Raw genomic sequence first — 25917 nt, 5'->3', positions numbered from 1 at the left:
GATTCCTGGTTCCTGATTCCGTCTCGCGTGCTCCCTGGATCTCCGCCTTTCTCGGATCGAATCGCCATGAGAAGCCCCCTGGAAGTCTGCTGTGACCGCTGAGTTCATCCACCTCCACGTGCATTCGCAGTACTCGCTCCTCGACGGCGCGCTGCGCGTCAAGGACCTCGCCGCGCGCGCCAAGTCGCTCGGTATGCGCGCCGTCGCCCTGACGGATCACGGGAACATGTTCGGGGCGATTCAGCACTACAAGGCCTGCAAGGACCAGGGCATCGGCGCGATCATCGGCTGCGAGGTGAACGTGGCGCGCAGCTGGGGCGCGTCCGCGGGGCAGGTGTCGCGCTCGGGCGCGGACGAGACGCCGGTCGATCACCTCGTGCTGCTCGCGGCGTCCGAGGAGGGCTACAAGAACCTCGTCCGCATCGTCTCGAAGGGGCACGTCGACGCCGCGAGCGGGCTCGCGCCGAGCGTGCGGCTCGACACGGTGGCGCAGTACAGCGCGGGGCTCATCGGCCTGACCGGCTGCATGGGCGGCGTGCTCGCCCAGCGGATCCTCGAGCAGGGCGAGGACGAGGGGCGCGAGGCGCTCGGCCGGCTCAGGGACTGCTTCGAGCCGGGGAGCCTCTACGTCGAGCTGCAGGACCACGGGCTCGTCGAGCAGTCGGTGCTCAACGGCATCCTGGCCCGGGCGGCGGGGGACCTCGGGCTGCCGCTCGTCGCGACGAACGACGCGCACTTCGGCGCGCGCGAGGACGGCGAGGGGCAGCTCTACCTGTCCTGCATCGCGGCGAACCGGACGTTCGCCGAGGCGAGCGAGGCGCACCACGGCAGCTTCGAGATGTTCCTCAAGCCCGCGGACGAGATGGCGCACCTCTTCCGCGACCACCCGGAGGCGGTCCGCTCGACGCTCGAGATCGCCGAGCGGTGCTCGGCGCTCAAGCTCAAGCTCGGAAAGCCGATGCTCCCGCGGTTCCCGCTGCCGAGCGGGTTCGACGACCCGGCGTCGTACTTCCGGCACGTGGCGCACGAGGGGCTCACGGCGCGGCTCGCCCAGATCGCGCGGGGCGGCCGGAAGGTCGACGAGGCGGTCTACAGGGCGCGCCTCGACATCGAGCTCGACGTCATCGTGAAGATGGACTTCCCGGGCTACTTCCTCATCGTCTGGGACTTCATCAAGTACGCCAAGGACCACGGTATCCCGGTCGGGCCGGGCCGCGGGTCGGGCGCGGGCTCGCTCGTCGCGTACGCGATGGGGATCACCGACCTCGACCCGCTCCCGTACAACCTGCTGTTCGAGCGCTTCCTGAACCCGGAGCGCGTCAGCATGCCCGACTTCGACGTCGACTTCTGCATGGACCGGCGCGACGAGGTCATCTCGTACGTCACGAAGAAGTACAGCAAGGAGGCGGACAAACCCTCCGTCGGGCAGATCGCGACGTTCCACGAGCTCAAGGCGCGGAGCGTGATCAAGGACGTCGCCCGGGCGATGGCGTTCCCCGCGAACGAGGCGCAGAAGATCGCGAGCCTCATCCCGCAGAAGAGCCCGGGGATCATGTACACGATCCCCGAGGCGCTCGACATCGAGCCGAAGCTCAAGGCGCTCAAGGAGAGCGACCCCACGGTCGCGGAGCTCCTGAAGCAGGCGCAGAAGCTCGAGGGGCTGACGCGGCACGCCGGCATGCACGCCGCCGGCGTCGTCATCAGCGAGGGGCCGCTCTGGGACCACGTGCCGTGCTTCAAGAACGGCGAGCAGCTCGTCACGCAGTACTACAAGGACGACGCCGAGCTCGCCGGCCTCGTCAAGTTCGACTTCCTCGGGCTGAAGACGCTCACCGTGATCGACATCGCGGTGCGGCTCGTGAACGCGCGGCCGGACCTCGTCGGGAAGGAGGGCGCGCGGTTCGACGTCAACACCGTGCCCCTCGACGACGCCGCCACCTACGCGCTCCTCCAGTCGGGCGAGACGACGGGCGTGTTCCAGCTCGAGTCGAGCGGCATGCAGCAGCTCTTCAAGGACCTGAAGCCGGACGCCTTCGAGGACATCGTCGCCGCCGTGGCCCTCTACCGGCCGGGGCCGCTCGGCACCGGCATGGTGAAGGACTTCGTCGACTGCAAGCACGGCAGGAAGCCGATCGAGAAGATGCACCCGCTCGTCGACGAGCTCCTCGTGCCGACGTACGGCGTCATCGTCTACCAGGAGCAGGTCATGCAGATCGCGCAGAAGCTCGCGGGCTACACGCTCGGCGGCGCCGACCTGCTCCGGCGCGCCATGGGCAAGAAGAAGCCCGAGGAGATGGCGAAGCAGAAGGCGGTGTTCGTCGACGGGGCGCTGAAGAACGGCGTGAAGGTCGAGGACGCCGAGCGGATCTTCGGGCTGCTCGAGTACTTCGCGGGCTACGGCTTCAACAAGAGCCATTCGGCCGCGTACGCGCTGCTCACGTACCAGACGGCTTACCTGAAGGCGCACTACCCGGTCGAGTTCCTGTGCGCGCTGATGACGGCGGACCGCGACAAGATCGAGAAGGTGGTGCGGATCATCGCCGAGGGGCGCGCGTGGGGGGTCGAGATCCTGCCGCCCGAGATCAACGAGTCCAAGACGGACTTCACCGTCGTCTACAGCGCCAAGCCGGTGACGAGCGGCAAGCGCGTGACAGGCACCCGGCGCGGCGGCTCGCGGGTGAGGGACCCGTACGATCCGAAGATCCGCTTCGGGATGGGGGCGATCCGCGGCGTCGGAGAGTCGGCGCTCGAGGCGGTCCTCGAGGCGCGGGAGGCGGGCGGCGCGTTCTCGGATCTGTTCGACTTCGCCGAGCGCGTCGATCCGCGGCGGGTCAACAAGGGGGTGTTCGAGGCGCTCGTGCAGTGCGGCGCGTTCGACGCGAGCCTCCAGGCGCGGGGCATCTCGCGGGCGCGGGCGTTCGCCGCGATCGACAGGGCGCTCGAGCGCTCGCGCAGCGCGAGCAAGGAGCGGAACAGCGCGCAGATCGGCCTCTTCGCGGCGGTCGCGTCCAAGAACGAGGTGCGGCTCGACGACTACCCGATGGTCGAGGACTGGGACCTGCGCGAGACGCTCTCGCGCGAGAAGCAGTCGCTCGGGTTCTACGTCTCGGGGCACCCGCTCGACAGGTACGGCGTGGATCTGAACCGCTTCGACGTGACCGGCGTGAGCGCGCTGGCCGGCATGGATCCGTGGTCCAGGGTGCGCGTCGGCGGGATGGTCGAGGGCTACCGCGAGCGCATCTTCAAGGGGGGCGGCGGCAAGATCGCGTTCTTCGTGCTCGAGGACACGACGGGCCGCGTCGAGGTCAAGGTGCGTGAGAAGCAGATCGAGGCCTATGGCGAGCTCCTGAACCGGGGCGAGCCGGTCCTGATCTCGGGGAAGGTCAGCTTCCCCATGGTGGACGAGGGCGCCGAGGAGGCCGAGTCCGCGCCGCGCGAGCCGACCCTCCTGCTCGACGAGGTGCAGCCGCTGTCCGACGCCATCCTCGCGCAGACCCGGAGCGTGGCGATCACGCTGAAGTCGCGCAGCGCCCGGCGCGAGCACATCGATCGGCTCGGGGCGCTCTTGCGGGCGAGCCCGGGGGTGTGCCCGGTGCAGCTCGTGATCCAGCTCGACGACGGGGCGGAGGCGGTGCTGGCGCTCGGGCGCGACCTCCGCGTCGAGCCGAACGACGCCATGCTCGGACGGCTGGAGAAGCTGTTCGGCGAGAAGGTGGCCGAGCTCAGGTAGCCGGCTCGCCCGCGCCCGCCTGCTCGGCGGCCCGGACGAGCGCCCCGAGCCTCGCCTCCGCGTCACCGCGATCGCCCTGGTGCTTGAGCAGGACGCCGAGCGTGTCGCGGGCGACGTCCGCGGTGATCGCGCGCCTGCCGAGCAGGAGCAGCGCGCGGGCCCAGTCGATCGTCTCGCTGATGGCGGGGGATTTGCGCAGATCCATGGCCCGCAGGGCGCCGACGAACGCCACGATCTGCGCGGCGAGGCGGGGCTCGATGCCGGGGAGCGCGATCTTCAGGATCGCGACCTCGCGCGACGGCGGCGGGTAGTCGAGGAACGCGTGCAGGCAGCGGCGGCGCAGCGCCTCGGTCATCTCGCGGGTCGCGTTCGTCGTGAGCAGGACGAGCGGCGGGTGCGCGGCGCGCACGGTGCCGAGCTCGGGGATCGTCACCTGCATCTCGGAGAGCACCTCGAGCAGGAACGCCTCGAACTCCGGGTCGGCGCGGTCGACCTCGTCGACGAGGAGGACGACCGCCGCGGGGCTCCGCAGCGCGGCGAGGAGCGGGCGCGCGATGAGGAAGTGCTCGCTGAAGAACGACGCCTCGCTGCCCGCGATGGCGCGCGCGGCGTCGGCGAGGCTCGCCGCGCCGGCGATCTCCTTCGCGACGGCGTCGCGGAGGAGCTGCGTGTAGAGCATCTGCTTCGCGTAGTCCCACTCGTACAGCGCCTTCGCCTCGTCGAGCCCCTCGTAGCACTGGAGCCGGATGAGCCCGCGGCCGAGCGCCTCGGCCGCCGCGCGGGCGAGGTCGGTCTTGCCGACGCCCGCCGGCCCCTCCAGCAAGAGCGGCCGGCCCATCCGGAGGGCGAGCCAGAGCGCGAGCGACGTCGCCGGGTCGGAGATGTAGCGGGCCGCCGCGAGGCGCGCGTCGAGCTCGTCCGCGGTGGCCGGGGTGTCGTCGCGGGCGCCGCGATCGCCGCGCGCGCCGCCGTCGTGATCCGGAGGGGGCGTCACGGCGGGACGGTAGCACGCCGCGCGCGGGCGGCGCGGCGCGGCGCCGGCGGCGCGGCGCGGCGCGGGCGGCGCGGCGGCGGTCGCGCGGCGTGGCCGGCGTGCGGGCGCCGGGCTAGAAATCGCGACGATGACGGAAGAGCACCATTCTCTCGTGCGCATCGACGCGACCGGCACGGCGCACCCCGTCGACCTCGGCGCGAGCAAGCGCCTGCGCGCGCGGCAGGGGGTGTTTCAGCTCCTGCCGTCGCCCGACCACCTCGTCGTGATGCGCCACGTGGGCAACGAGGCGCCGCGCGACGTGGGGACCGGCGCGGCGCTTCGGCTCGCGGGGCAGATCACCGGGCCGGGCGCGCTGTGCGACGTCGTGTCGCTCATCGGGCAGGCGGGGTGGCGCGGCGAGCTCGTCGTGATCGGCGGCGGGGCGAGCCGGTCGCTGTTCTTCGAGCCCGGCAACGCCGTCGCCGCGCGCTCGAGCCTCGAGGGCGACCGCATCGGCGAGGTGCTCTACCGGTACGGCGCGCTCTCCCGCGAGCAGGTCGACGCGACGCTCGCCGCCGCCGCGCCGGACGCGCGCTTCGGCGAGGTGGCGGTGAAGCTCGGCTTCGTGTCGCGGGAGCGGCTCTACCAGCTGCTCAGCGCGCAGGCGGAGGAGATCGCCTACCGGGTGCTCCTCGAGGGCGAGGGGATGTTCTACTTCCTCGCGGATTTCGACGAGGAGCAGCTCGCGAGCCGCCAGAACCTCCCCGTCCACGCGCTCCTGATGGAGGCGGTGCGCCGCATGGACGAGATGCGCTACTTCCGCGAGCGGATCCCGTCGGACCAGCACGTGCCCGCGCGCGTACCGGACCGCGGCCCGCCGCCGGCGGAGCTCCGCGCCGTGTACGACGCGGTCGACGGCCAGCGCTCGGTCGCGGACGTGGCGCGCGCGCTCGGGCAGGGCGAGTTCGAGACGACGCGGGCGCTCTTCCAGCTCGCGCAGTCCGGCCGGATCGCGGTGCGCGCGCCTGGGCCGACGGGCGCCGCCGCGAGCCTCGCGCTCTTCAACGAGGCGATCGCGTCGATCCACGCCGCCGTCGACGCGGCCCAGCGGGGCGACGAGGTGCGCTGGCAGCTCGCCGCGTTCGTCTCGGGCGCGGGGATCTACGACGCGCTGTTCCGCGGGGCGGGGCCGGCCCCGGACGGGACGTTCGACGCCGCGAGGATCGTCGAGAACGCGGCGCTCATCGCCGATCCGGCGCAGGCCGAGGCGATTCTCTCGCAGTGGCTGTACGAGTACGTCTCGTTCGCCATGTTCGTCGCGGAGCCGTGCCTGCGCCTCTCGCCCGAGGGCGTCCCGCTCTCGAAGCGCAGCGACAACCAGCCGCCGCTGTCGAGGCGCGTCGCCGAGCTCGTGGGCCCGCTCGCGCCGAAGTAGCCAGGCGCGCGGAACGGCGAGGAGCTCCGCGGCCAGCAGATCAGGCGCGCGGCTCGGCGAGGATCTCCGCTGCCATCAGATCGAGGCGCGGCGCGACGCGGTCGGGGCGGGGGAGATCGGCCTCGCCCCGGAGCGGGCACAGCTCGCAGCGGCGCCGATCGAGGAGCAGGCCCGCGCGCATGCCCGCGGCGCGCGCGGCCGCCACGTCGCTTGGCGCGTCGCCGACCATCCAGCTCGCCGCGACGTCGAGATCGAGATCGCGCGCGATCGACGTGAGCAGGCCCGGCTTCGGCTTCCTGCAGTCGCAGGGGCCGATCAGCGCCGGGTCGCCGCCCGGGCCGCCCTCGGGGTGGTGCGGGCACGCCGCGAGCGCCGCGATCGCGACGCCCGCCTCGCGCAGCCGGTCGACGAGCGCGCGGTTCGTGCGCTCGATCGCGGCCCAGGGGACCTGCCCCTTCGCCGCGCCCGGCTGGTTCGTCGCGATCGCGAGCAGGAACCCCGCGTCCGCGAGGCGCCGCAGGCCCTCGACCGCGCCGGGGAGCAGGCGGATCTGGTCCGGGTGGAACGCCGTCACGACGACGCCGAGCTCGGGATCGCGCACCACGTCGATGAGGGTGCCGTCGCGGTCGAGCACGATCCCGCGCCTCGCCACGCGAAGCTCAGCTCTCGGCCACGAGCTGGAGGAGCCGCTCGCAGATCAGGTGGTGGTAGACCTCGTGGAACCCCTCCACGTGCGGCGTCGACGTGTAGCCGGCCCGCGTCCTCGGCACGATCACGCTGGCGTCGGCCATCTGGCGCAGGGCGCCGCCGTCGTAGCCGACGAGCGCGACCACTTTCGCGCCGCTCCGCTTCGCGAAATCCGCGGCGGCTACGAGGTTCTGCGACCAGGGGCCGGCCCGGTCGGCGCCGGAGCCGCCGTGCACGCTCAGGCACACGAGGACGTCGCCCGCCACGAGGCGGCCGTCGAGCTGCTCGAGGAAGATGCGGTTGAAGCCGACGTCGTTGGTGAGCGCGCTGAGGAGGGCGGCGTTGTCGCAGAGCGAGGTGCACTTGAAGCGCCGCTTGCCCTCGACCCACGTGAACTTGGCGATGTCGCAGGCGAGGTGGCTCGCGTTGGCGGCCGAGCCGCCGTTGCCGCACGTGTAGATGGTGCGATCGTCCCGGTACGCCTCGAAGAGGATCTCGATGACCCGCGCCATGTCGTCGGCGTTCGTCGCGAGGGCGATCTCGGCCGTCTCGCGAAGGTACTTTTCCACGAAGTCGCGCGTGCGCTGCGGCATGCTCGATCTATAGCCAGATTCCCGCGCAGATGCCCAGCTGGAGGCGAGCCGCCGCGCCCGCTCACGACCGGTGCAGGTTCGCCACGATGCGCGCGCCGTCGAGATCGAAGCGGAATCGCAGCACGCGCAGGCCCCGCGCGGCGAGCGCGTCGAGCACCCGGCGCTTCTCCGCCGGGCGGACGTAGAACATGAAGAAGCCGCCGCCGCCGGCGCCCATCAGCTTGCCGCCGAGCGCGCCGGCGCCCCGCGCGAGCTCGTAGATCTCGTCGAGCACGTCGTCGGTCATCTTGGAGGCGAGCTTACGCTTCTGCGTCCAGTGGGCGTGGAGGAGCTCTCCGTAGTCGTCGAGCCGGCTGGTGACGAGGATGCGGTGCACGTCGCGGCCGATCTCCTTGATGCGGTGCATCCGCGCGACGACGTCGGGCTCGAGGTCCTGGAGCCGCCGCCCCTGCTCCGAGAGCACGACCCTGGCCGGCCGCTCGACGCCGCTCCACACGATGAGCAGGTTGCTCTCGAGCTCGTCGAGCACCTCGTCGCGGACCGGCACGGGCTCGACGTGGACCGAGCCGTCCGGCGAGAACGTGAACGCCGTGAGGTTGCCGTACGCGGCGATGTACTGGTCCTGCTTGCCGATCGGCTCGCCGAGGCGCTCGATCTCGATGGTGCACGCCTCGCGGGCGAGCTGCTCGGAGGAGACGAAGTCGCGCCGGTACGTGTGCAGGGCGTTGAGGAGCGCGACCGTGAACGAGCTCGACGAGCCCAGGCCCGAGTTCGCGGGCAGGTCCGCGACGCTCGTGAGCTCGATCGAGTGCTCGATTCCCGTCATCCGGAGCGCCTCCCGGAAGATGGGGTGCTCGATCCGGTCGACCGAGGGGACGATCTCCGTCTTGGAGTAGGCGAGGCGGATGTCGCGGTGGAAGCGCTTGTTGGCGGTGACGTAGATGTACTTGTCGATGGCGGCCGACACGAGGTAGCCGCCGAAGCGGTCGGAGTAGGCCGGCAGATCGGTCCCGCCGCCTCCGAGCGAGAAGCGGACCGGGGCGCGAGAGACGATCATCCCCGCTCCTCCCTCGAGCCCCCGAGGGCGGCCTCGAGGTCGCGGAGGCCCTGCTCGGAGCCGATCTCGTAGAAGCGCTCCGCGACCGCGAGCGCCCGCAGGCGGCCGCGCGACGCGAGGTCGCGCTGCACCGCATCGAAGCCGAGCGGCGCGCCCGCCGGCAGCGCCTCGACGACCTCGCGGCGGAGCGCTGTCGCGCCGTAATCGATGTGGTCGAGCGCAGGGGCGGGCGGTGCGCCCGGCGGGCGCTTCTCGTAACGCGCCACGAGGTCGCCCGAGACCGCTGTGTTCGAGGCGTCGAGCCGGCCCTCGTTCCGGTACACGGCCATCGTGCCGAGCGCGTCGGGGTGCGCGCACAGGTCCCTGAGCGGGGCCAGATAGTCGAAGGGGAGATACGAATCGCCGTAGGTCATGAGGAACACAGGGGCTAGATGAGGCAATGCGCGGCGCAGCGCGCCCGCCGTGCCCAGGAGAACGGGGCCGTCGTCGGCATAACGGAGCGGCAGCCCCGCGAACCTGTCGCCCATCGCCGCCCGGATGGCGTCGCCGAGGTGTCCCACACAGAGGACCACCTCGCCGAAGCCCAGCGCGGCGAGCCGATCGAGGAGCCACGCCCCGAACGGCCTGCCGGCCACGGGGAGGAGGAACTTCGGCGTGCGCTCCGTCCGCGGGTACATCCGGGTGCCGAGCCCGCCGGCGAGGATCACGGCTTGAGGAGGTGAGGCGTCGGCGCGCACGAGCGGGACGTACCACAGACGACGTCCGCATTTGGCGCGCCGCGCGCGCCGCGGGCGCCGCGGGCGCCGCGCCGGGCGGTCCGAAGAAATCGTCGCCACAAACTGTACGACCGTTCAGCTACTGAACTAAGGTCGGTGCCATGACGAACAAGGACCTCGCTCCGCATCTTCTCCGGACGCTGGCAGCCCTCCAGAGCGAGGGCAAGACGGTGACCCTCGACACGCTGACCTCGGCCCTCCAGGTGCGGCGGACCGACGTCCGCCGGGCGATCACCGCCCTGCACCGCGAGGGCTACCTCGACGCCCTCCGGATGCGGCTGACCCTCCGCGGGCTCGCCCTCGGCGCGGCGTTCGCGGCGGCGCCGCTCCGCCCGCTGCGCCGCGCGCCGCTCCGCGCCGTCAAGGCGGCTTGAGCACACAGGACCACCCCGGGACGGACGCGCCGGCGGCAAGTCAACCTCTGCCAGGCGCGCGGCTCGCCGACGCCGGGCGCGGCGCGTCCCGAAATGATTGTCGATGAGTTTCAGATCTTGCCAGCATTTCATTTGGTAGAGCGGCAAATTCACACCGGACGCCGTGGCCCCGGCGAGGCGTCGAGCGCGGGGGCGCGGGCGTCGACCGTCGCGTGAAATGTCCGGGATTCTCCGGGCAATGCGCGCCTTCGCGCGTCGAAGACGTTGACATTCCGGGGGATTCATGAGACGGCGGCTGCGTGATATCCGATGTCGAGATCGAGAATGAGATTCGCGCTTTGGTGGCCGAGTTCCTGGAGGGCATGAGGGCGCTGGCCCGCAAGGCCGTCATCCAGGACGCTGCGCGGTACCTGGAAGTCGACATCAAGGCCGCAGGGAGTTCGGCTGGGCCCGCCGCGACTCCCACCAAACCGGGCCGCAAGGCCGTGCGCGCGCCAGCGCCAGCGCCGACCCGCCCGGCCGCGCCGGCCCGCAGCGCGCCGTCGCGCAAGGCCCCGGCGCGCGCCGCAGCCTCGCGCAAGAAGGCGGCCCCGCCGCGGAAGGCCGGGAGCGCCGCCCGTCCGGCGGTCGCGCCGGCGAAGGGGCGTCGCGGCGCGGGCTCCGGCGCCGCGGGCTCCGGCGGCGCCGCGAGCGCCCAGGCGCCCGCCGTCACGGCCGGCGAGAAGGGGGCCGAGCAAGCCGCTGGCACGGTGACCCCGGTCAACCCGGAGAACGCGCCGGCGGGGATCCCCGGGGACGAGATCGCCGAGGCGCTGCTCGCCCACGTGGAGATCGAGCCGGGGCAGGGGATCGAGGATCTTGCGCTGGCGATGGGGACCCCCGCAGCGGACCTCCAGGAGCCGATCAAGAAGCTCCTCGAGGAAAACAAGATCACCGAGGAGCTGCGCCAGGGTCAGGCGTCGTACTACCCGACCTGAGCGACGCCGACGCTCCTGCCGCCATCCGGGCATGAGCGTTGCCTGATGTTGCGCTCGGCCGCCCGCTGCAGTGGACGGCGTGCGGCCAGCGCTGGAGCGTCGCACCGGGGGCGTGTAGCGTCCGGGGCGACGCGCCGGGCGGTGGCGTCCGGGCGACGCGCCGGGCGGTGGCGTCCGGGGCGACGCGCCGGGCGGTGGCGTCCGGGGCGACGCGCCGGGCGGACAGGGAGAGAGCGGCGCGCAGGCCGCCGCAACGCGGTGACAAGGAATCCATCCGCGATCCTGGCGAGACGCGCCTGGCCTGGAGCGCAGGACGGAGCGTCCCGAGGTCATGGCGCACAGGTGGCGTCCTGCGGACTCGACCCGGTACGAGGGCGCGGGTGGCGGGCGAGCCGCGCGACCTACATCCGAGCGGGCACAGGCATGTCCAGCGCGCAGGCCTTGCGGGCCGCGGACGCGGTCGTCGCGTACTCGACGCGGGGGCGGGGCCCCGGTAACCTGCCCTTCCAGGCTCTCCCCGGATGACTCCCGCGCACGAACAGATTCTCAACGTCCTGCTCGGCTATCTCTCGGCGATGAATGCAGAGGGAGTCCTGCTCCGGGCCATGCGGGAGGCGGAGATCCAGCCGGAGCAGTTCTCGCTCGACGATCTCCCCGACATCATCCCGAGCATCGAGCGCCGGGCCCGCCTCTATGTCGATCCGGGGCGGCTCGGGCGGCTGAGGTCGGAGATCTCGGCCATCGGCGGCGATCGGCCGTCGCGTCGCTCGAAGATCATGGCCATCCACAAGGAGGCCGACATCAGCGAGGCGCGCCTGAACGCGAAGGCCGTTTGCGACGCCGCCGGCGCGAAGAGCTTCACCTCCCACAAGGTCGCCACCATCGTGAGCGAACTCGCCCGGAACATCGTCCACTATACCCCCGGCGGGACGATCGAGATCGCCGTGCAGCGCGACAGCCCGGTCCGCTTCGTCATCGTCGCCGTGGACGAGGGCAGCGGCATCCAGAACCTGCAGGAGATCCTCGCCGGACGCTACAAGAGCAAGACCGGCATGGGCCGCGGCCTCATCGGCGTCAAGCGGCTGGCGGATCGCTTCCAGATCGACTCGGGACCGAAGGGCACGCGGGTGGAAATCGAGGTCTATCTGTGAAGATCGCCGTGGAGTACGCGATCTTGCCGAAGGATGGAGAGCGTGTCAGCGGCGACGCCGCCTTCGTGCGCGCCGCGGAGGGCGGGTGTCTCTTCGCTGTGATCGACGCGCTGGGCCACGGCGAGCACGCGGCGGCCGCGTCGAGCGTCGCGCTGGAGGCGCTCGCCGAGTCGCCGCCGGGCGAGGAGGTCCGCGCCGTCGTCGACCGCGTCCACGCCCGGATGCGCGGGACCCGCGGGGCCGCCGGGATGATCTGCCGCTTCCGCGACGGGCGGCTCCAGGGCTGCGGCATCGGCAACGTCGAGCTGATGTCCCACGGCACGCGCGTGCAGTGGCTCCAGAGCCCGGGCATCCTCGGCGCGTCGCTCGGAAAGGTCCGGATCTTCGACGCGCAGCTCGCGCCGGGCGACCGGCTCGCGGTCTTCTCCGATGGCATCTCGCCCCGCTTCGATCTCTCGCTCTTTCGTGGATTGAAGGCCGCGGAGACCTGCCGCGCCCTCATGAGCCGACACCGGCGCTCGCACGACGACTCAACCGTCTTGATCGCCGACATCGAACCTTAGGATGACCATGGAGCTCAAGCGCCTTCCCATCATCAACCTGTGGGACCGGATCCTGGTGCCCATCCAGGGGGACGTGACAGACGATCTCGCGGAGCAGCTCAACTCCGAGGTGCTGCGGGCCATCCACGAGAGCGGGGCGAAGGGGCTGGTCATCGATCTCACGGCCGTGTGGATCATGGATAGCCACCTGTGCGCCGTTCTCTCGAACCTCGCCTCCGCCGCGCGGCTCATGGGCACGCCGACCATCCTGTCCGGGCTGAGCCCCGAGATCGCGATGACGCTCCAGGCCATGGGCGTCGAGCTCGAGGCCGTGAGGACGGCGCTGACGCTGGAGCAGGCGCTCACGATGCTCGGGCTCGAGGTGCGCCGGGCCGAGGCGCGCGACGAGGACGACGAGGACGACGACGACGATCTGTTCGACGACGAGGACGACGAGGACGACGACGAGGACGGCTGGGAGGCGGACGACCGCGGCGACGCGCGTCGCGCGCTGCCGGCCGCGCGGCCCTCGCGAGCCGCCGCGAGCGCCGATCACCGGCAGGGCTCGAAGAGCCGCCTCCGGCGCCGCTGACCGCGCGGCGGGGGCGGCCGGCCCACCCCGCCGGGGCGCGCCGGGACACGGCGACCCCGACGAGCACACGAGCGCACGCGTCGGACGCGCTCGCGATCCGGCGACGGCCGGGTGACGGCGATGGTCCCGGTGGGCAAAGCCGTGGGTCCCTGGTATGCCTCTCGCCCGCTCTCCGGGCGCATCACCATGGACAAGCTGGATTGCCTCTCCGCTCCGCCGCCCAAGCAGCGGGGGATCTTCTGTAACCGGACGCTCAATCTCCGCTCGATCAAGGCGATCGGGTACGACATGGATTATACGCTGATCCACTACCGGGTGGAGGCGTGGGAGCGCCGGGCCTATGAGCACCTCCGGCATCTCCTGGAGAGCGAGGGCTGGCCGGTCGGGGATCTGACGTTCGAGCCGGACCTCGTGATACGAGGGCTCATCCTGGACACCGAGCTCGGCAACCTGCTCAAGGTGAACCGGTTCGGCTACGTGAAGCGGGCCTATCACGGCACGAAGCCGATCGACTTCGAGGCCCAGCGCGCGACCTACGCGCGGACGATCGTCGATCTCGCGGACGGGCGCTACGTGTTCCTGAACACGCTGTTCTCGCTCTCGGAAGGGTGCATGTACGCGAAGCTCGTCGACCTGCTCGACCAGCGCCGCCTGCCCGAGGTGCTCGGCTACAGTGATCTCTACCGCCGCGTGAAGGACCGCCTCGACGCGACGCACATGGAGGGGCAGCTCAAGGCCGAGATCATCGCGGATCCGGAGCGGTTCGTGCTGCTCGATCCGGAGACGCCGCTCACGCTGCTCGACCAGCGGGAGGCGGGCAAGAAGCTCGTCCTGATCACGAACTCGGAGTGGGTCTACACGCGCGCGATGATGAGCTACGCGTTCGACCGCTTCCTGCCGGACGGCAAGACGTGGCGCGACCTGTTCGACGTGGTGATCGTGTCCGCGCGCAAGCCCGAGTTCTTCTCGAGCCGGAGCCCGCTCTTCGAGGTGGTCACGGAGGACGGCCTCCTGCGTCCGGCCGGCAGGCTGCGCGAGGGCGGACACTACCTCGGCGGCAACGCGGGGCTCGTCGAGCACCACCTGCGGATCTCCGGGGACGAGATCCTCTATATCGGCGATCACATCTATGGAGACGTGCACGTGTCAAAGAGCGTGCTGCGGTGGCGCACGGCGCTGATCATCCGGGAGCTCGAGGACGAGATCCTCGCGATCGAGGAGGCGCGCGGGGCCGAGGCGCGCCTCGATCTCTGGATGCGCGAGAAGGAGGACATGGAGCGCGCCTACGCGCGGCTGCGCCTCGAGCTCCAGCGGATGCGCGCCGGCTACGGGCCGGTCGTCGGGGCGACGGAGCTCGAGATCCAGGCGAAGATGAACGAGCTCAAGCTGAGCCTCGCGGCGCTCGACGCGCGGATCGCCCCGCTCGCCAAGGCGTCGGCCGAGACGCTGAACCCGCGGTGGGGGCTGCTCCTGCGCACGGGGAACGACAAGAGCCACCTGGCCCGGCAGATCGAGCGGTCGGCGGACATCTACACGTCGCGCGTATCGAACTTCCTCCTGGCGACGCCCCACGTGCTGCTGCGCTCGCACCGCGGGAGCCTGCCGCACGACCCCATGGGCGCGCCGCCCGGCGCCGAGCGGCAGAACGGCGAGCCCGCCCCGGTCGACGACGCGACGCCCGTGGGGATGTAGGCAGCCGTCAGGCGGCGAGCTCCTGGGCGGCGCCGTCCAGGATGCAGGCAGCGGTCAGGCGGCGAGCTTCTGGGCGGCGCTGTCGAGGATGCAGGCAGCGGTCAGGCGGCGAGCTTCTGGGCGGCGCTGTCCAGGATGTCGAGGCACCCCGACAGGCTGTCGCAGAAGAGCAGCTCGCGCCGGAGGGCGGACGCGCCGGGGAGGCCGCGCAGGTAGCCGGTCAGGTGACGGCGGGTCACCCGCACGCCGTGCGGCTCGCCGCGCGCCTCGGTGTTCGCGATGAGGTGCGCGCGGCAGAGGGCGAGGCGCTCCTCGGCCGTCGGCCCCGGGAGCTGGGCGCCGTCGTCGAGCAGGGCGCGCGCCTCGCGGAAGATCCACGGGTGGTCGATCGCGGCGCGGCCGACCATCACGCCGGCGCAGCCCGTCTCGCCGAGCGCGCGGGCGGCGTCGTCGGCGGTCTTGATGTCGCCGTTCACGACGACGGGGATGGACACGACCTCGCGCGCGCGCGCCGCCCACGTCCAGTCCGCCGCGCCGCTGTGCCCCATCTGGGCGGTGCGGCAGTGGATCGTGAGCGCGGCGACGCCGGCGTCCTCGAGGCGGCGCGCGAGGTCGACGATCGGCATGTGGGACTCGGGCCCCCAGCCGATGCGCGTCTTCACCGTGACCGGGAGCGCGACCGTGCGCACCACGAGGCGGGCCATCGCCACCATCGCCTCCGGATCGCGCAACCAGCCCGCGCCCGCGCCGCGGCCGGCGATCTTCGGCACCCAGCAGCCGCAGTTGATGTCGAGGAACGCCGGCCCCGCCTGCTCGGCGACGCGCGCGGCCTCGGCGAGGCGCTCCGGGTTGGCGCCGTAGATCTGGATCGCCGTCGGCTGGTCGCCCTCGGCCAGGGCGAGCTTGCGCCGCGCGTTCTTGCACCCTCGCAGCAGGCCCTCGACGTTGACGAACTCCGTCACGCACAGCTCGGCGCCCAGATCCCGGCAGACGCGGCGGAAGACGGCGTCGGTCACGTCCTCCATCGGCGCGAGGATGACGGGGCGGCTTGCGAACAGCCGGCGGAAGCTTTCGGGAGACAGCGGCACGGTGGCGAGCTTTCAAGCATGGATCCGGCCGGTTGACCAGGGTGCCCGCCGCCGCCCGGCCCACGCCGCGAAAGCGGACGCAGGCGCCCGCCGAGCTCGATCCCGCGGCGCCGGCCCGCGGCGCCGGGAGCGCGCGCCGCGGCGGCGGGCCGGGAGCCGGACGCGTCGCAAGAGCCCGGGTCCTCCCGGTGTCCTGCGTCGCGCCGCCGCGCCGCGGCGTGGACTCGTGATCTCGCGAGGTGCTCGCGCGCGGCGCACGGACACGGCAGGTGGGGCGGCGAGTGGCCCTGTCGGTGGAGCAGCCGGGGTGGTGGGAGACGGCCGCCGGCGCGGCCCGGCACCGTGACCGAGGAAACCGGCCGGCGCAGAAGGCCGAAACCCTCGCTTGACGTGCGTCGTGGCTCTGGCGACCCTCGAGAGTGCCATGAAGCGTGCGCTGCTCAGAGACGCCCTCCGCGCTGAGCGCTCGGCGTCGTCGCGCATGCTCAGGGAGCGAGAGAAAAGCCCGGGTTTCGGGGGGCGCGGCGCGCTGACGGCCCACGACACCGAGAGCGTCCGCCGCGCGGTCCGCCGCGCCTTCCGCGTCGCGCTCTGGATCTGGCCCGCGTTCACGCTCGTCGACCTCTTCATGGCGACCGTGCTCTACCCCGCTGCGCCCGTATGGCGCTGCATCGTCCTGCGCGTGGTCGAGCAGGCAATCGCCATCGCTGTGTACCGGCTCTCGGGGCGGCCGACGGTGTCCGGGCGCGTCGTGCTCCTCGGGTACGACGCCGCGTTCCTCACCGCCGCGATCTTCATCTCGCTGATGGCGCTTGATTTCGGCGGCCTGACGAGCGCGTACATGCACGGGCTCTCCATCGTCGTGCTGCTCCGCACGGCGCTCGTGCCGGCGCCGTTCGGCAAGGCGCTCGTCGCCTCGGCGCCGATGTTCCTCGCGTTCCCCGCGACGATGGGCATCGCCGCCTTCTTCTCGCCGTCGATGCACGCGTCGTGGCTCGACCCGACGACGCTGCTCACGGCCGCGAGCCACTACATCTTCGTGCCGGCCTCGGGGGTGATCGGGGCCCTGTCGAGCCACGTGGTGTGGGCCGCGCAGCAGCAGGTCTATCAGGCGCGAAAGCTGGGCAGGTACCGGCTCGAGGCGCCGATCGGCAAAGGGGGGATGAGCGAGGTCTGGCTCGCCTGGGACGAGACGCTCCAGCGCGACGTCGCCCTCAAGCTCCTCAGGACGCGCGACGCGCCCGACCCGGCCGTGCTGAAGCGCTTCGAGCAGGAGGCCCACGCTGCCAGCAAGCTGAGCGATCCGCACACGATCCGGATCTTCGACTTCGGCGCGAGCGACGACGGCATCTACTACATCGCGATGGAGCGCCTGCGCGGGGCCGATCTCGCCGCGATCGTGCGCAGCTACGGCCCCATGCCCGTCGCGCGCGCCCTGCGCTTCGCCCTGCAGGCGTGCCGCTCGCTCATCGAGGCGCACGAGGCCGGGATCATCCACCGCGACATCAAGCCGCAGAACCTGTTCGTCACGCGCGTGGGCGACGATCACGACTTCCTCAAGCTGCTCGACTTCGGCGTCGCGCGGATGGTCGAGGGCGGCCGCGACACCGAGCTGACGAACAGCGGCATGCTCTGCGGGACGCCCGCGTACATGGCGCCCGAGGTGTGCCGCGGCGACCGCGCGGACGCGCGCAGCGACATCTATTCGCTCGGGGGCACGCTCTACTTCCTGCTCACCGGGGAGCTGCCGTTCGAGGGCTCGTCGTCGGGGCAGCTCTTCGCCGCGCACATGACGAAGGCGCCCGTCGCGCCGTCGGTGCGCCGCGGCCCTGTCGTCCCGCGCGCGGTCGACCGCCTCGTGCTGCGCTGCCTCGCGAAGGACCCGCGCCACCGCTTCCAGAGCGCGCGCACGCTGTTCGACGCGCTCATCCCGCTCCTCGACGAGTCCGCCTGGAGCCCGGCGGACGCGGAGCGCTTCTGGGCGGCGAGCCGCGCGGAGAAGCTCGGCCTCCCCGAGGCGCCCCCCGAGCGCATCTCCCCGACGCGGGGCGGCTCGACGCGCTCGGCCACGGCGCGATAACCCACGACACGAGAGCGCCGCGCGCGCATCGCCCCGTCGGCGAGCGTTGGTGAGTTCGTCTTCAACGCTGCGGCGTACAGGAAAAGTGCGTCGAAACGGATCGGAAACACAAGAGAAACTCCGCTGTTGGCTCCTCGCCTGTACTACCCGGAGGCCAGTGCAGAGCGTGCATTGATCGGACATGGCCGGTCCGGATCATCGTGATTCGCCGCGGCGGTGCCCGATCTGACGAGGAGGACAGATGTCGACGTTGATCACCGAGTGGAACCCCGACGATGACGTGTTCTGGGAGAAGACAGGGAAACGGATCGCCCGTCGGAATCTCATCTGGTCGATCATCGCCGAGAACATCGGCTTCTCCGTCTGGCTCCTCTGGAGCGTGGTGGCCACCCGGCTCCCCAAGGTCGGCTTCAACTACACGACGGACCAGCTCTTCCTGCTGGTCGCGATCCCGGGCCTCGTCGGCGCGCTGATCCGGTTCCCGTACACGTTCGCCGTCCCGAGGTTCGGCGGGCGCAACTGGACGATCGTCAGCGCGCTCCTGCTGCTCATCCCGACGATCTCGCTCTCGGTGCTCGTGACGAGGCCCGACACGCCGTTCTGGCTGATGGCGGTCGCGGCCGGGTCCGCGGGGCTCGGCGGCGGCAACTTCGCCTCCAGCATGGCGAACATCTCCTTCTTCTATCCGGACAAGAAGAAGGGCCTGGCGCTCGGGCTCAACGCCGCCGGCGGCAACATCGGCGTCAGCAACGTGCAGCTCCTCGTGCCCATCCTCATCGGGCCCGGCGCGGTCGCGGCGGCGATCGGAGGGTATCACACCGAGTCGGGCATCTACCTGCAGAACGCCGGGCTGATGTGGATCCCCTTCATCCTCATCTCTGCGGCCGGCGCTTACTTCTTCATGAACAACCTGGCGTCCGCGAAGTCGAACTTCAAGGACCAGATGGCCGCCACCAGGAACAAGCACACCTGGATCATCGCGTGGCTGTACATCGGGACGTTCGGCTCGTTCATCGGCTACTCGGCGGCCCTGCCGCTCCTGCTCAAGATGCAGTTCCCGAGCGTGACGCTCGAGCTCACGTTCTTGGGCGCGCTCATCGGCTCGGTGGCGCGCCCGTTCGGCGGCTACCTCGCGGACAAGATCGGCGGGGCGCGCATCACCTTCTGCAACTTCGTGGTGATGGGGCTCGCGTCGCTCGGGATCATCCACTTCCTGGACGCGAAGAGCTACGCCGGGGTCGTCACGATGTTCATGATCATGTTCATCACGACCGGCATCGGGAACGGCTCGACCTTCCGGATGGTCCCGGTCCTCTTCCGGCGCGACCACCTGCGCGCGGCGCAGGGCCGGGGCGAGGCGGCGCGCAACGAGGCCCTCAACACGGCGCGCCGGCAGAGCGCCGCCGTCCTCGGCCTCACCTCGGCGATCGGGGCGCTCGGCGGCTTCTTCATCCCGCGCAGCTTCGGCGCCTCGATCAAGGCGACGGGCGGGGCGACGACGGCGCTCATGTACTTCTTCGTTTTCTATCTCACGTGCATGGCGCTCACCTGGTGGTGCTACATGAGGACCCGCTTCCTCGTGAACCGCATCCCGAGCCTCGCCGAGGCCGACGCCTGATCCGCGCTGGCGCGCGGGAAAATCGTGATGCCATGACAGCGTGAAGCGCCGCGGCGAGGACCGAGCCGCGGCGCTTCCGCCCTTCGTTCTCTCATCGAGCGCCGCGCGGACACGTCACTGTGTCGTGCGGCGCTGAGCGCTCATCACCAGCCGCAGCCACCCCAGCCGACGCCGCAGCCGCCCCAGGGCCGGAAGCCGAAGCCGCCCCAGCCCCAGGGCCGGAAGCCGAAGCCGCCCCAGCCCCAGGGCCGGAAGCCGAAGCCGCCCCAGCCCCAGGGCCGGTGGAAGCCGCCCCAACCCCAGGGCCGGTGGAAGCCGAAGCCGCCCCAGCCCCAGCCCCAGCGGCGCGCCGCGTCCGGGTTCGCGCTCTCCTCCTCACCGGAGCCCGTCGAGCCGGGGTTTGCCGAGCCCGGGTCTGCTGCGCTCGGGTCCTCCGAGCTCACGTCCGTCGCCGGCTCCGCGCTCAGCGCCTGATCCGCCGAATCCATCTCTTCGGTCTGAGACGCCTGCTGCGTCTCGTCGACCGGGGTCCTCGTGTCGTCGGAAGCCGTCGCGTCGCCCACGCAACCGGCGACGGAGAGAGCCGTCGAGAGGGCGACGAGCGATGCGAACTTCGTCAATTGGCTCATGTTCCCATTCTCCTGTGCACATCAATCCATCTGGAATGGCGTCAACGCCCGTCGCGGCGACAGGCGTTGACACGCGGGGATCTGAGCTTCCCCGTCGCGGGATCATGTGTGGTGTTGTGGGAGTGGTGTCGATTCCCCCAGAAGGGACACCTGAGACACCATGGATGCTTTCGGCGACGGAGCCGCGCGCGGGATGGCGGCGCTGGGGTGCGGGGCTCGCAGCGCGGCGCGCGCTCGCGCGCTCTCCGCGAGGGCCGCCGGCGCGGCCCAGCGGCGCTCCGTCGGCCCGCGGCCTCACGGCGCGACATGCCCGCTGCTCACGGCCGGCGCGCCGGGCGTCAGGGCTCATGGGGCCGGGCTGGCCAGCGCGACGAGCGAGTCGGCCCGCGGCGCCATGGACAATCTGGCCTGATGAAAGCGCCTATCTCTGCGGGGCTGCCGTGATGGTCACCCGGATACGAGCGGCTCGATCACGGGGATGTCGCGGCGCGCTAACGTGCCTCGACGCCCGGGCGATCGCCGTGCGGGAGGCGGCGACGCGCGGCGAAGGACGCTTCATGGTGGCTCGTGAGGTCTGCCCGGATACTCCGGATCGAAAGGATGGGATCACCCGCCGACCGCGCTTGCCGTGCACATGCGCCTGGCCTTCGCGCAGCAGGTGATAGGGGCCGCCGGCGGCACGCCGGGCCCCGTCCAGGTCGGTTCAACAGCGCAGAGACCGGGGGGTCGGGCTGCGCGGGAGTACTTCGCAGGAGCGGAGGCCGTGGAGGGGCTCGTCGCGCTCGCGTCGCCCGTGGAGTCGCCCGTGGGCAGGCGGTCGCGCGCCGGGTCGGTCTCGGGCTACGCCGGTATTACCCGGGGGGCCCGGGCCGGCTCACGCCATGACCTCGCCCTCGTAGAACGTGATGTGCGCGGCCCGTAGCGCCTGCTCGCCGCCCATGCCGCGGTGGTGGCGCCGGAACACCTCGGACTTGGGGTACTCCTGGAACGCCTCCCGGCTCTCCCACTTCGAGACCGCCTTGAGGCTGCCGTCGTCCAGCCAGATCTCGAGGCCGAGAAAGCCTGAGAACTGCCGCATCTCCGGCGCTGCCCGCCGGAAGCTCTCCACCATGGCCCGAAGCGCCGGCGCGGAGGCGGTGATGGTGTTGACGACGATGAACATGGTGGATTTCTAGCGGTATGCCGGGCGACCGCAATGCGGGGCGCGCCCGCGTCGAGCCAGGCTCCGGGCGGGGGAGGGAGGAGGCGCGGCATGGATCGAGCGGCGGGGCGGCGCGCGCAGAAGGGGGCGCGGCGCGCCGACGCGACCAGAAGGGGGGAGCGCCCCCGCGAGCAGAAGGGTTGGCGCGCCAGCGCGCGCAAAAGGGGGTACGGCGCCCCGGCGCGCGCAGCGAGCCCCGCAGGGGCCCGCCGGCGGCCTGGAGCGCGCGTCAGGCCGCGAGCTTCGCCCGCACCGCCTCGCCCATGCCCCGGGTCGACAGCTTGCCGCCGAGGTCCGCCGTCCTGGCGCCGCCCGCGATGGCCTGGGCGACGGCGCGCTCGAGCGCGGCCGCCTCCTTCTCGAGGCGCAGCGAGTGCCGGAGCAGCATGGCGGCGCTCAGGATCGTCCCGATCGGGTTGGCGATCCCCTTGCCGGCGATGTCCGGCGCCGAGCCGTGGATCGGCTCGTACACGCCGCGTGTGCCGTCGCCCAGCGACGCGCTCGGCAGGACGCCCAGCGAGCCGGCCAGCACGGCGGCCTCGTCGGTCAGGATGTCGCCGAACATGTTCTCGGTGACGATGACGTCGAACGCCGACGCGGCCGTGATGAGCCGCATCGCGCACGAGTCGACGAGCTGGTGCTCGATGCGGATGTCCGGGTGGCGGCCCGCGACCTCGGTCGCGACCGTGCGCCAGAGCCGCGACGACTCGAGGACGTTCGCCTTGTCGACCGACGTCACGAGCCGCCGGCGCGGCGCGGCGAGCCGGAAGGCGAGCTCGACGACGCGCTCGATCTCCACGTCCGTGTACTCGAGCGTGTCGACGGCGCGCCGGCGCCCGTTCACCTCCTCGCGGAGGCGCGGCTTGCCGAAGTAGAGCCCGCCCGTGAGCTCCCGGACGACCATGATGTCGACGTCCGCGAGCCGCTCCGGCTTGAGCGGGGAGGCCTGGACGAGCTCGGGGAACAGCCGGATCGGCCGCAGGTTCGCGTACAGGCCGAGGCCCTGGCGCAGCGCGAGCAGCCCCTGCTCGGGGCGGACGCTCGCGTTCGGGTTGTCCCACTTGGGCCCGCCGACAGCGCCGAGGAGGACGGCGTCCGCCGCGCGGCACGCGTCGAGCGTCTCCTGCGTGAGCGCGGTGCCGGCCGCGTCGATCGCGCAGCCGCCGATCAGGTGCTCGGTGTACGTGAAGCTGTGGCCGAACTGGGCGGCGACGGCATCGAGGGTGACGCGGGCTTCGGCGACGATCTCGACGCCGATGCCGTCGCCGGGCAAAAGAACGATATTGGCCTTCATGCGACCTCGCTGGCAGGCAACGTGGATGTGTACTGCGCAGGCTCTCTCGCTGCGAGCGTGAGCCCATACTCGATCCCGTCCGCGAGCGCATGCCAGGACGCGTCGATGATGTTCGTGGAGGCGCCGACGGTGCTCCACTGACGGTGCGCGTCGCGGCTGTCGATGAGCACGCGCGTCGTGGCCGAGGTGCCGTCGCGCCCGTCGAGGATGCGGACCTTGTAATCGACGAGCTGGATGTCGCGCACGGCCGGGTACACCGGCGCGAGCGCCTTGCGGAGCGCGCCGTCGAGCGCGTTGACGGGGCCGGAGCCCTCGGCCGCCGTGATCACCACCTCGCCGGCGATGTCGATCTTGATCATCGCCTCGGCGAAGGTGCCGACGCCCTCGCGCTGGCCCGCGATGACCTTGAAGTCGAGCAGCCGGAAGGGCGGCTTGTAGCCGGGCGAGCTCCGGTGGAGCAAGAGCGCCACCGACGCCTCGGCCGCCTCGAACGACGAGCCGCGCGCCTCGCGCTCCTTGATCTGCTCGAGCACCTCGACCTCGGCGCCGGTCGGCACCTCGAGCCCGAACTCCTCGGCCTTGCTGAGGAGGTTGCCGCGCCCCGACAGCTCGCTGACGACGGTCCGCATCTCGTTGCCGACGAGCGCGGGGTCGATGTGCTGGTAGGACGCGGGCTCGCGCCGCATCGCCGCGACGTGGACGCCGCCCTTGTGCGCGAAGGCGCTCCGCCCGACGTAGGCCATGTGATCGTCGGGGGCCAGGTTCGCCACCTCGGCGACGTAGTGCGAGAGCTCCGTGATGCCGCGGAGCGCGCCCTCCGGCAGGGCCCGCAGGCCGAGCTTCAGCTCGAGGTTCGGGATGATCGCGCAGAGGTTCGCGTTCCCGCACCGCTCGCCGTAGCCGTTGATCGTGCCCTGGACGTGGCGGGCGCCGGCGCGGACGGCGGCGATCGAGTTGGCGACCGCGCACTCGCCGTCGTTGTGGGCGTGGACGCCGAGCGGGTGGCCGAGCTGCGCCTTCATCTCGGCGACCACCGCCTCGACCTGCCACGGCATCGAGCCGCCGTTCGTGTCGCAGAGCGTGAGCACCTCGGCCCCGCCGCGCACCGCGGCGCGCAGCGTCTCGGTCGCGTACGCGCCGTCGAGCGCGTACCCGTCGAAGAAGTGCTCGGCGTCGTAGATGACGCGGCGGCCGTGCGCGCGCAGGAAGGCGATCGTCTCCTCGATCATCCGGAGGTTCTCGTCGAGCGTCGTGCGCAGCACCGCCGTCACGTGCTGGGTCGAGCTCTTGCCGAAGATCGTGCAGACCTCCGTCCCGGCGGCGAGCAGCGCGCGCAGGCCGGGGTCGTCCTCCGGCGCGAGCGAGGCCCGGCGCGTCGAGCCGAACGCGGCGATCTTCGCGTGCTTCCACTCGATGTCCCTCGCCCGCTCGAAGAACTGCGCGTCCTTCGGGTTCGAGCCGGGCCAGCCGCCCTCGATGAACGTCAGGCCGAACGCGTCGAGGTGGCGCGCGATCTGGAGCTTGTCCTCGCACGCGAGCGAGATGCCCTCGCGCTGGGTGCCGTCCCGGAGGGTGGTGTCGTAGATGTCGACGCGGTCGGCGGGGCGGGCGTCCCCCTCCGCGCCGTTGAGAAGCGGATTCATAAGGTTCGACTTCCTTGTGCGGCGAGGGCAGGCCGCCGAGCTCGTCGGCCCCGGGCGGGGGCCTCCTCTGCCCGGCGCACCGGCCTACCTCGCGGTCTCGACGGCGGCGCCGTGGCCGCCCTGGTTGCTCTCTGACGCCGCCGTGTCGTCCTTGGGCTCGACGCCGTAGGTCGCGAGGAGCCGGTTCAGGGCGGCGAGGTACGCCTTCGCGCTGGCCACGAGGATGTCCGTGTCCGCGCCGTGGCCGTGGAAGACGCGCGCGGAGGCGTCGTGCTGCGGGTGCCGCTTGCTCGACGTCACGTCCGCCCGGACGCGGACGCTCACCTCGCCGAGCGCGTCGATGCCCTCGGTCACCGCGTGCACCGAGAACTCGAGGAGGCTGCTCGGCACGCGGACGATCTCGTCGATCGCCCGGTAGGCGGCGTCCACGGGCCCGGTGCCGATCGCGGCGCGCACGCGCAGCGACCCGTCGGGCGCGCGGAGGCGGACGGTGGCCGTGGGCATCCCCGTGGTGCCGCAGGCGACCTGGAGCGCGTCGAGCGTGTAGAGCTCGGCGACCTGCGCCCGCGTCGTCGAGACGATCGCCTCGATGTCCGGGTCGGTGACGTGCTTCTTCTTGTCGGCGAGCGCCTTGAAGCTGGCGAACGCCGCCTCGAGCTGCGCCTCGTCGAGGTTGTAGCCGAGCTCCTCCAGCCGGTTGCGGAGCGCGTGCCGGCCCGAGTGCTTGCCGAGGACGAGCCGCGTCTGCGTGACGCCGACCATCTCGGGCCGCATGATCTCGTACGTCTCCTGGTGCTTCAGCATCCCGTCCTGGTGGATGCCCGACTCGTGCGCGAAGGCGTTGGCGCCGACGATCGCCTTGTTGGGCTGGACGTTGAAGCCCGTGGCCGCGCTGACCATGCGGCTCACGGTGGCGATCTGGGTCGTGTCGATCCCGGTGCGCAGCCCGAAGATCGCCCGGCGCGTCGCGAGCGCCATGACGACCTCCTCGAGCGCCGTGTTGCCCGCGCGCTCGCCGATGCCGTTGATCGTCACCTCGGCCTGGCGGGCGCCCGCGCGGATGCCCTCCAGCGCGTTGGCCGTCGCGAGCCCGAGGTCGTTGTGGCAGTGGACCGAGATGATGGCGCGGTCGATCCCCGGGACGTTCTTGCGGATGCCGGCGATGAGCGCCCCGAACTCGCTCGGGATCGTGTAGCCGACCGTGTCCGGGATGTTGAGCGTCGTGGCCCCGGCGGCGATCGCGGCCTCGAGCACCTGGTAGAGGAACTCGGGCTCGCTCCGGCCGGCGTCCTCGGGGCTGAACTCGACGTCCGCGCACAGGTCGCGCGCGTAGGCGACCATGGCCCGGACGCGATCGAGCACCTCGGCGCGCGTCATCCGGAGCTTGTGCTTGAGGTGGATGTCGCTCGTCGCGAGGAAGGTGTGGATCCGCGGGTGCGCGGCCCGCGAGACGCCCTCCCACGCCTTGTCGATGTCGACCTTCGTGGCGCGGGCGAGCGCGCAGATGATCGGCGGGGTCGCGGCGGGGCGGCCGGCGGTGGTGGCCGCGCCGACGCGCTCGGCGATCGTCTGGACGGCGAGCAGATCGTCGGGGGAAGCGGCGGGGAAGCCCGTCTCGATGACGTCGACGCCGAGCTTCGCCAGCGCGAGCGCGATCTCGAGCTTCTCCGAGGACGTCATCGTCGCGCCGGGCGACTGCTCGCCGTCGCGCAGCGTGGTGTCGAAGATGCGGACGTAATCGGACGGGGGCATCGCTTGATTCGAAATCATCTCAGGCATGGTGTT

The 25917-nt window shown here is 71.7% G+C and carries 21 protein-coding genes; 10 read left to right on the top strand and 11 right to left on the bottom strand.

Annotation, left to right across the window (positions count from 1 at the left end; translation table 11 throughout):
• The first annotated feature begins 91 nt into the window (after positions 1-91).
• A complete protein-coding gene (gene dnaE / locus WMF24_RS19595; protein ID WP_437737956.1) occupies positions 92-3730 on the top strand; it encodes a DNA polymerase III subunit alpha in 3639 nt (1212 codons plus the stop codon).
• Here the strand turns inward: dnaE and WMF24_RS19590 are convergent.
• Positions 3723-4724, bottom strand: a complete 1002-nt coding sequence (locus WMF24_RS19590; RefSeq protein WP_437737955.1) for an AAA family ATPase — start codon at positions 4722-4724, stop codon at positions 3723-3725. The two genes, dnaE and WMF24_RS19590, sit on opposite strands and share 8 nt — an antisense overlap.
• A gap of 127 nt (positions 4725-4851) precedes the next feature.
• Here WMF24_RS19590 and WMF24_RS19585 point away from each other — a divergent pair, with 127 nt between their 5' ends.
• Positions 4852-6138 (top strand): DUF4388 domain-containing protein, encoded by a 1287-nt coding sequence (locus WMF24_RS19585; RefSeq protein WP_437737954.1) that lies wholly within the window; start codon positions 4852-4854, stop codon positions 6136-6138.
• Between the two features lie 40 nt (positions 6139-6178).
• On the opposite strand, the gene WMF24_RS19580 is transcribed toward WMF24_RS19585, so the two are convergent.
• From WMF24_RS19580 to WMF24_RS19565, 4 genes are all read right to left on the bottom strand, one after another.
• Positions 6179-6790, bottom strand: coding sequence for an HAD-IIIA family hydrolase (locus WMF24_RS19580; protein WP_437737953.1), 612 nt, complete (start codon positions 6788-6790; stop codon positions 6179-6181).
• A gap of 7 nt (positions 6791-6797) precedes the next feature.
• Positions 6798-7418, bottom strand: a complete 621-nt coding sequence (locus WMF24_RS19575; protein ID WP_437737952.1) for a D-sedoheptulose-7-phosphate isomerase — start codon at positions 7416-7418, stop codon at positions 6798-6800.
• 61 nt (positions 7419-7479) lie between these two features.
• Entirely contained in the window at positions 7480-8475 is a 996-nt protein-coding gene (locus WMF24_RS19570; RefSeq protein WP_437737951.1) for a GHMP family kinase ATP-binding protein, read from the bottom strand.
• The gene (locus tag WMF24_RS19565; RefSeq protein WP_437737950.1) at positions 8472-9212 is read right to left on the bottom strand and encodes an NTP transferase domain-containing protein; all 741 of its coding nucleotides are present in this window, start codon (positions 9210-9212) and stop codon (positions 8472-8474) included. Before WMF24_RS19565 ends, WMF24_RS19570 begins: the two co-directional genes overlap by 4 nt.
• A 140-nt stretch (positions 9213-9352) precedes the next feature.
• On the opposite strand from WMF24_RS19565, the gene WMF24_RS19560 reads away from it, so the two are divergent.
• From WMF24_RS19560 to WMF24_RS19535, 6 genes are all read left to right on the top strand, one after another.
• Positions 9353-9625, top strand: a complete 273-nt coding sequence (locus tag WMF24_RS19560; protein ID WP_437737949.1) for a hypothetical protein — start codon at positions 9353-9355, stop codon at positions 9623-9625.
• A 341-nt stretch (positions 9626-9966) separates the two neighbouring features.
• On the top strand, positions 9967-10602 hold the full coding sequence (locus WMF24_RS19555; RefSeq protein ID WP_437737948.1) for a hypothetical protein: 636 nt from the start codon (positions 9967-9969) through the stop codon (positions 10600-10602).
• Positions 10603-11177: 575 nt separating this feature from the next.
• Entirely contained in the window at positions 11178-11753 is a 576-nt protein-coding gene (locus WMF24_RS19550; protein WP_437737947.1) for an ATP-binding protein, read from the top strand.
• Complete coding sequence (locus WMF24_RS19545) at positions 11750-12316, top strand: SpoIIE family protein phosphatase (protein ID WP_437737946.1); 567 nt, start codon at positions 11750-11752, stop codon at positions 12314-12316. The genes WMF24_RS19550 and WMF24_RS19545 overlap by 4 nt, the downstream gene beginning before the upstream one ends.
• Before the next feature lie 7 nt (positions 12317-12323).
• On the top strand, positions 12324-12887 hold the full coding sequence (locus WMF24_RS19540; RefSeq protein WP_437737945.1) for an STAS domain-containing protein: 564 nt from the start codon (positions 12324-12326) through the stop codon (positions 12885-12887).
• 186 nt (positions 12888-13073) lie between these two features.
• A complete protein-coding gene (locus WMF24_RS19535) occupies positions 13074-14579 on the top strand; it encodes an HAD-IG family 5'-nucleotidase (protein ID WP_437737944.1) in 1506 nt (501 codons plus the stop codon).
• 101 nt (positions 14580-14680) lie between these two features.
• Here the strand turns inward: WMF24_RS19535 and dusB are convergent, their stop codons facing one another.
• On the bottom strand, positions 14681-15667 hold the full coding sequence (gene dusB / locus WMF24_RS19530; protein WP_437737943.1) for a tRNA dihydrouridine synthase DusB: 987 nt from the start codon (positions 15665-15667) through the stop codon (positions 14681-14683).
• A 424-nt stretch (positions 15668-16091) separates the two neighbouring features.
• Between dusB and WMF24_RS19525 the strand changes: the two genes are divergently transcribed.
• Positions 16092-17747, top strand: a complete 1656-nt coding sequence (locus tag WMF24_RS19525) for a serine/threonine-protein kinase (protein WP_437737942.1) — start codon at positions 16092-16094, stop codon at positions 17745-17747.
• Positions 17748-17988: 241 nt separating this feature from the next.
• Positions 17989-19365: an MFS transporter gene (locus tag WMF24_RS19520; RefSeq protein WP_437737941.1), complete on the top strand. Its 1377-nt coding sequence runs from the start codon at positions 17989-17991 to the stop codon at positions 19363-19365.
• A 143-nt stretch (positions 19366-19508) separates the two neighbouring features.
• On the opposite strand, the gene WMF24_RS19515 is transcribed toward WMF24_RS19520, so the two are convergent.
• From WMF24_RS19515 to WMF24_RS19495, 5 genes are all read right to left on the bottom strand, one after another.
• Entirely contained in the window at positions 19509-19994 is a 486-nt protein-coding gene (locus tag WMF24_RS19515) for a hypothetical protein (RefSeq protein WP_437737940.1), read from the bottom strand.
• A gap of 874 nt (positions 19995-20868) precedes the next feature.
• Complete coding sequence (locus WMF24_RS19510) at positions 20869-21156, bottom strand: antibiotic biosynthesis monooxygenase family protein (RefSeq protein ID WP_437737939.1); 288 nt, start codon at positions 21154-21156, stop codon at positions 20869-20871.
• 268 nt (positions 21157-21424) lie between these two features.
• Complete coding sequence (gene leuB / locus WMF24_RS19505; protein ID WP_437737938.1) at positions 21425-22489, bottom strand: 3-isopropylmalate dehydrogenase; 1065 nt, start codon at positions 22487-22489, stop codon at positions 21425-21427.
• The gene (gene cimA / locus WMF24_RS19500; RefSeq protein ID WP_437737937.1) at positions 22486-24132 is read right to left on the bottom strand and encodes a citramalate synthase; all 1647 of its coding nucleotides are present in this window, start codon (positions 24130-24132) and stop codon (positions 22486-22488) included. The genes leuB and cimA overlap by 4 nt, the downstream gene beginning before the upstream one ends.
• A gap of 84 nt (positions 24133-24216) precedes the next feature.
• Positions 24217-25911, bottom strand: coding sequence for a 2-isopropylmalate synthase (locus WMF24_RS19495; RefSeq protein ID WP_437737936.1), 1695 nt, complete (start codon positions 25909-25911; stop codon positions 24217-24219).
• Positions 25912-25917 lie beyond the last annotated feature (6 nt).

The sequence above is a fragment of the Sorangium sp. So ce1335 genome, assembly GCF_051521615.1.
Classification (GTDB): Bacteria; Myxococcota_A; Polyangia; order Polyangiales; family Polyangiaceae; genus Sorangium.
The sequence above is the reverse complement of the archived record's forward strand: the minus strand, read 5'-3'. Positions and strand labels throughout refer to the sequence as shown.

What these genes read in the sequence shown, in the direction of transcription:
- WMF24_RS19570 (WP_437737951.1), bottom strand. Translation starts at nt 8,475, where the DNA reads ATGATCGTCTCTCGCGCCCCGGTCCGCTTCTCGCTCGGAGGCGGCGGG.
- WMF24_RS19535 (WP_437737944.1), top strand. Translation starts at nt 13,074, where the DNA reads ATGGACAAGCTGGATTGCCTCTCCGCTCCGCCGCCCAAGCAGCGGGGG.
- WMF24_RS19560 (WP_437737949.1), top strand. Translation starts at nt 9,353, where the DNA reads ATGACGAACAAGGACCTCGCTCCGCATCTTCTCCGGACGCTGGCAGCC.
- WMF24_RS19495 (WP_437737936.1), bottom strand. Translation starts at nt 25,911, where the DNA reads ATGCCTGAGATGATTTCGAATCAAGCGATGCCCCCGTCCGATTACGTC.
- leuB (WP_437737938.1), bottom strand. Translation starts at nt 22,489, where the DNA reads ATGAAGGCCAATATCGTTCTTTTGCCCGGCGACGGCATCGGCGTCGAG.
- WMF24_RS19510 (WP_437737939.1), bottom strand. Translation starts at nt 21,156, where the DNA reads ATGTTCATCGTCGTCAACACCATCACCGCCTCCGCGCCGGCGCTTCGG.
- WMF24_RS19515 (WP_437737940.1), bottom strand. Translation starts at nt 19,994, where the DNA reads ATGAGCCAATTGACGAAGTTCGCATCGCTCGTCGCCCTCTCGACGGCT.
- WMF24_RS19550 (WP_437737947.1), top strand. Translation starts at nt 11,178, where the DNA reads ATGAATGCAGAGGGAGTCCTGCTCCGGGCCATGCGGGAGGCGGAGATC.
- WMF24_RS19540 (WP_437737945.1), top strand. Translation starts at nt 12,324, where the DNA reads ATGGAGCTCAAGCGCCTTCCCATCATCAACCTGTGGGACCGGATCCTG.
- WMF24_RS19520 (WP_437737941.1), top strand. Translation starts at nt 17,989, where the DNA reads ATGTCGACGTTGATCACCGAGTGGAACCCCGACGATGACGTGTTCTGG.
- WMF24_RS19575 (WP_437737952.1), bottom strand. Translation starts at nt 7,418, where the DNA reads ATGCCGCAGCGCACGCGCGACTTCGTGGAAAAGTACCTTCGCGAGACG.
- WMF24_RS19585 (WP_437737954.1), top strand. Translation starts at nt 4,852, where the DNA reads ATGACGGAAGAGCACCATTCTCTCGTGCGCATCGACGCGACCGGCACG.
- WMF24_RS19525 (WP_437737942.1), top strand. Translation starts at nt 16,092, where the DNA reads ATGAAGCGTGCGCTGCTCAGAGACGCCCTCCGCGCTGAGCGCTCGGCG.
- cimA (WP_437737937.1), bottom strand. Translation starts at nt 24,132, where the DNA reads ATGAATCCGCTTCTCAACGGCGCGGAGGGGGACGCCCGCCCCGCCGAC.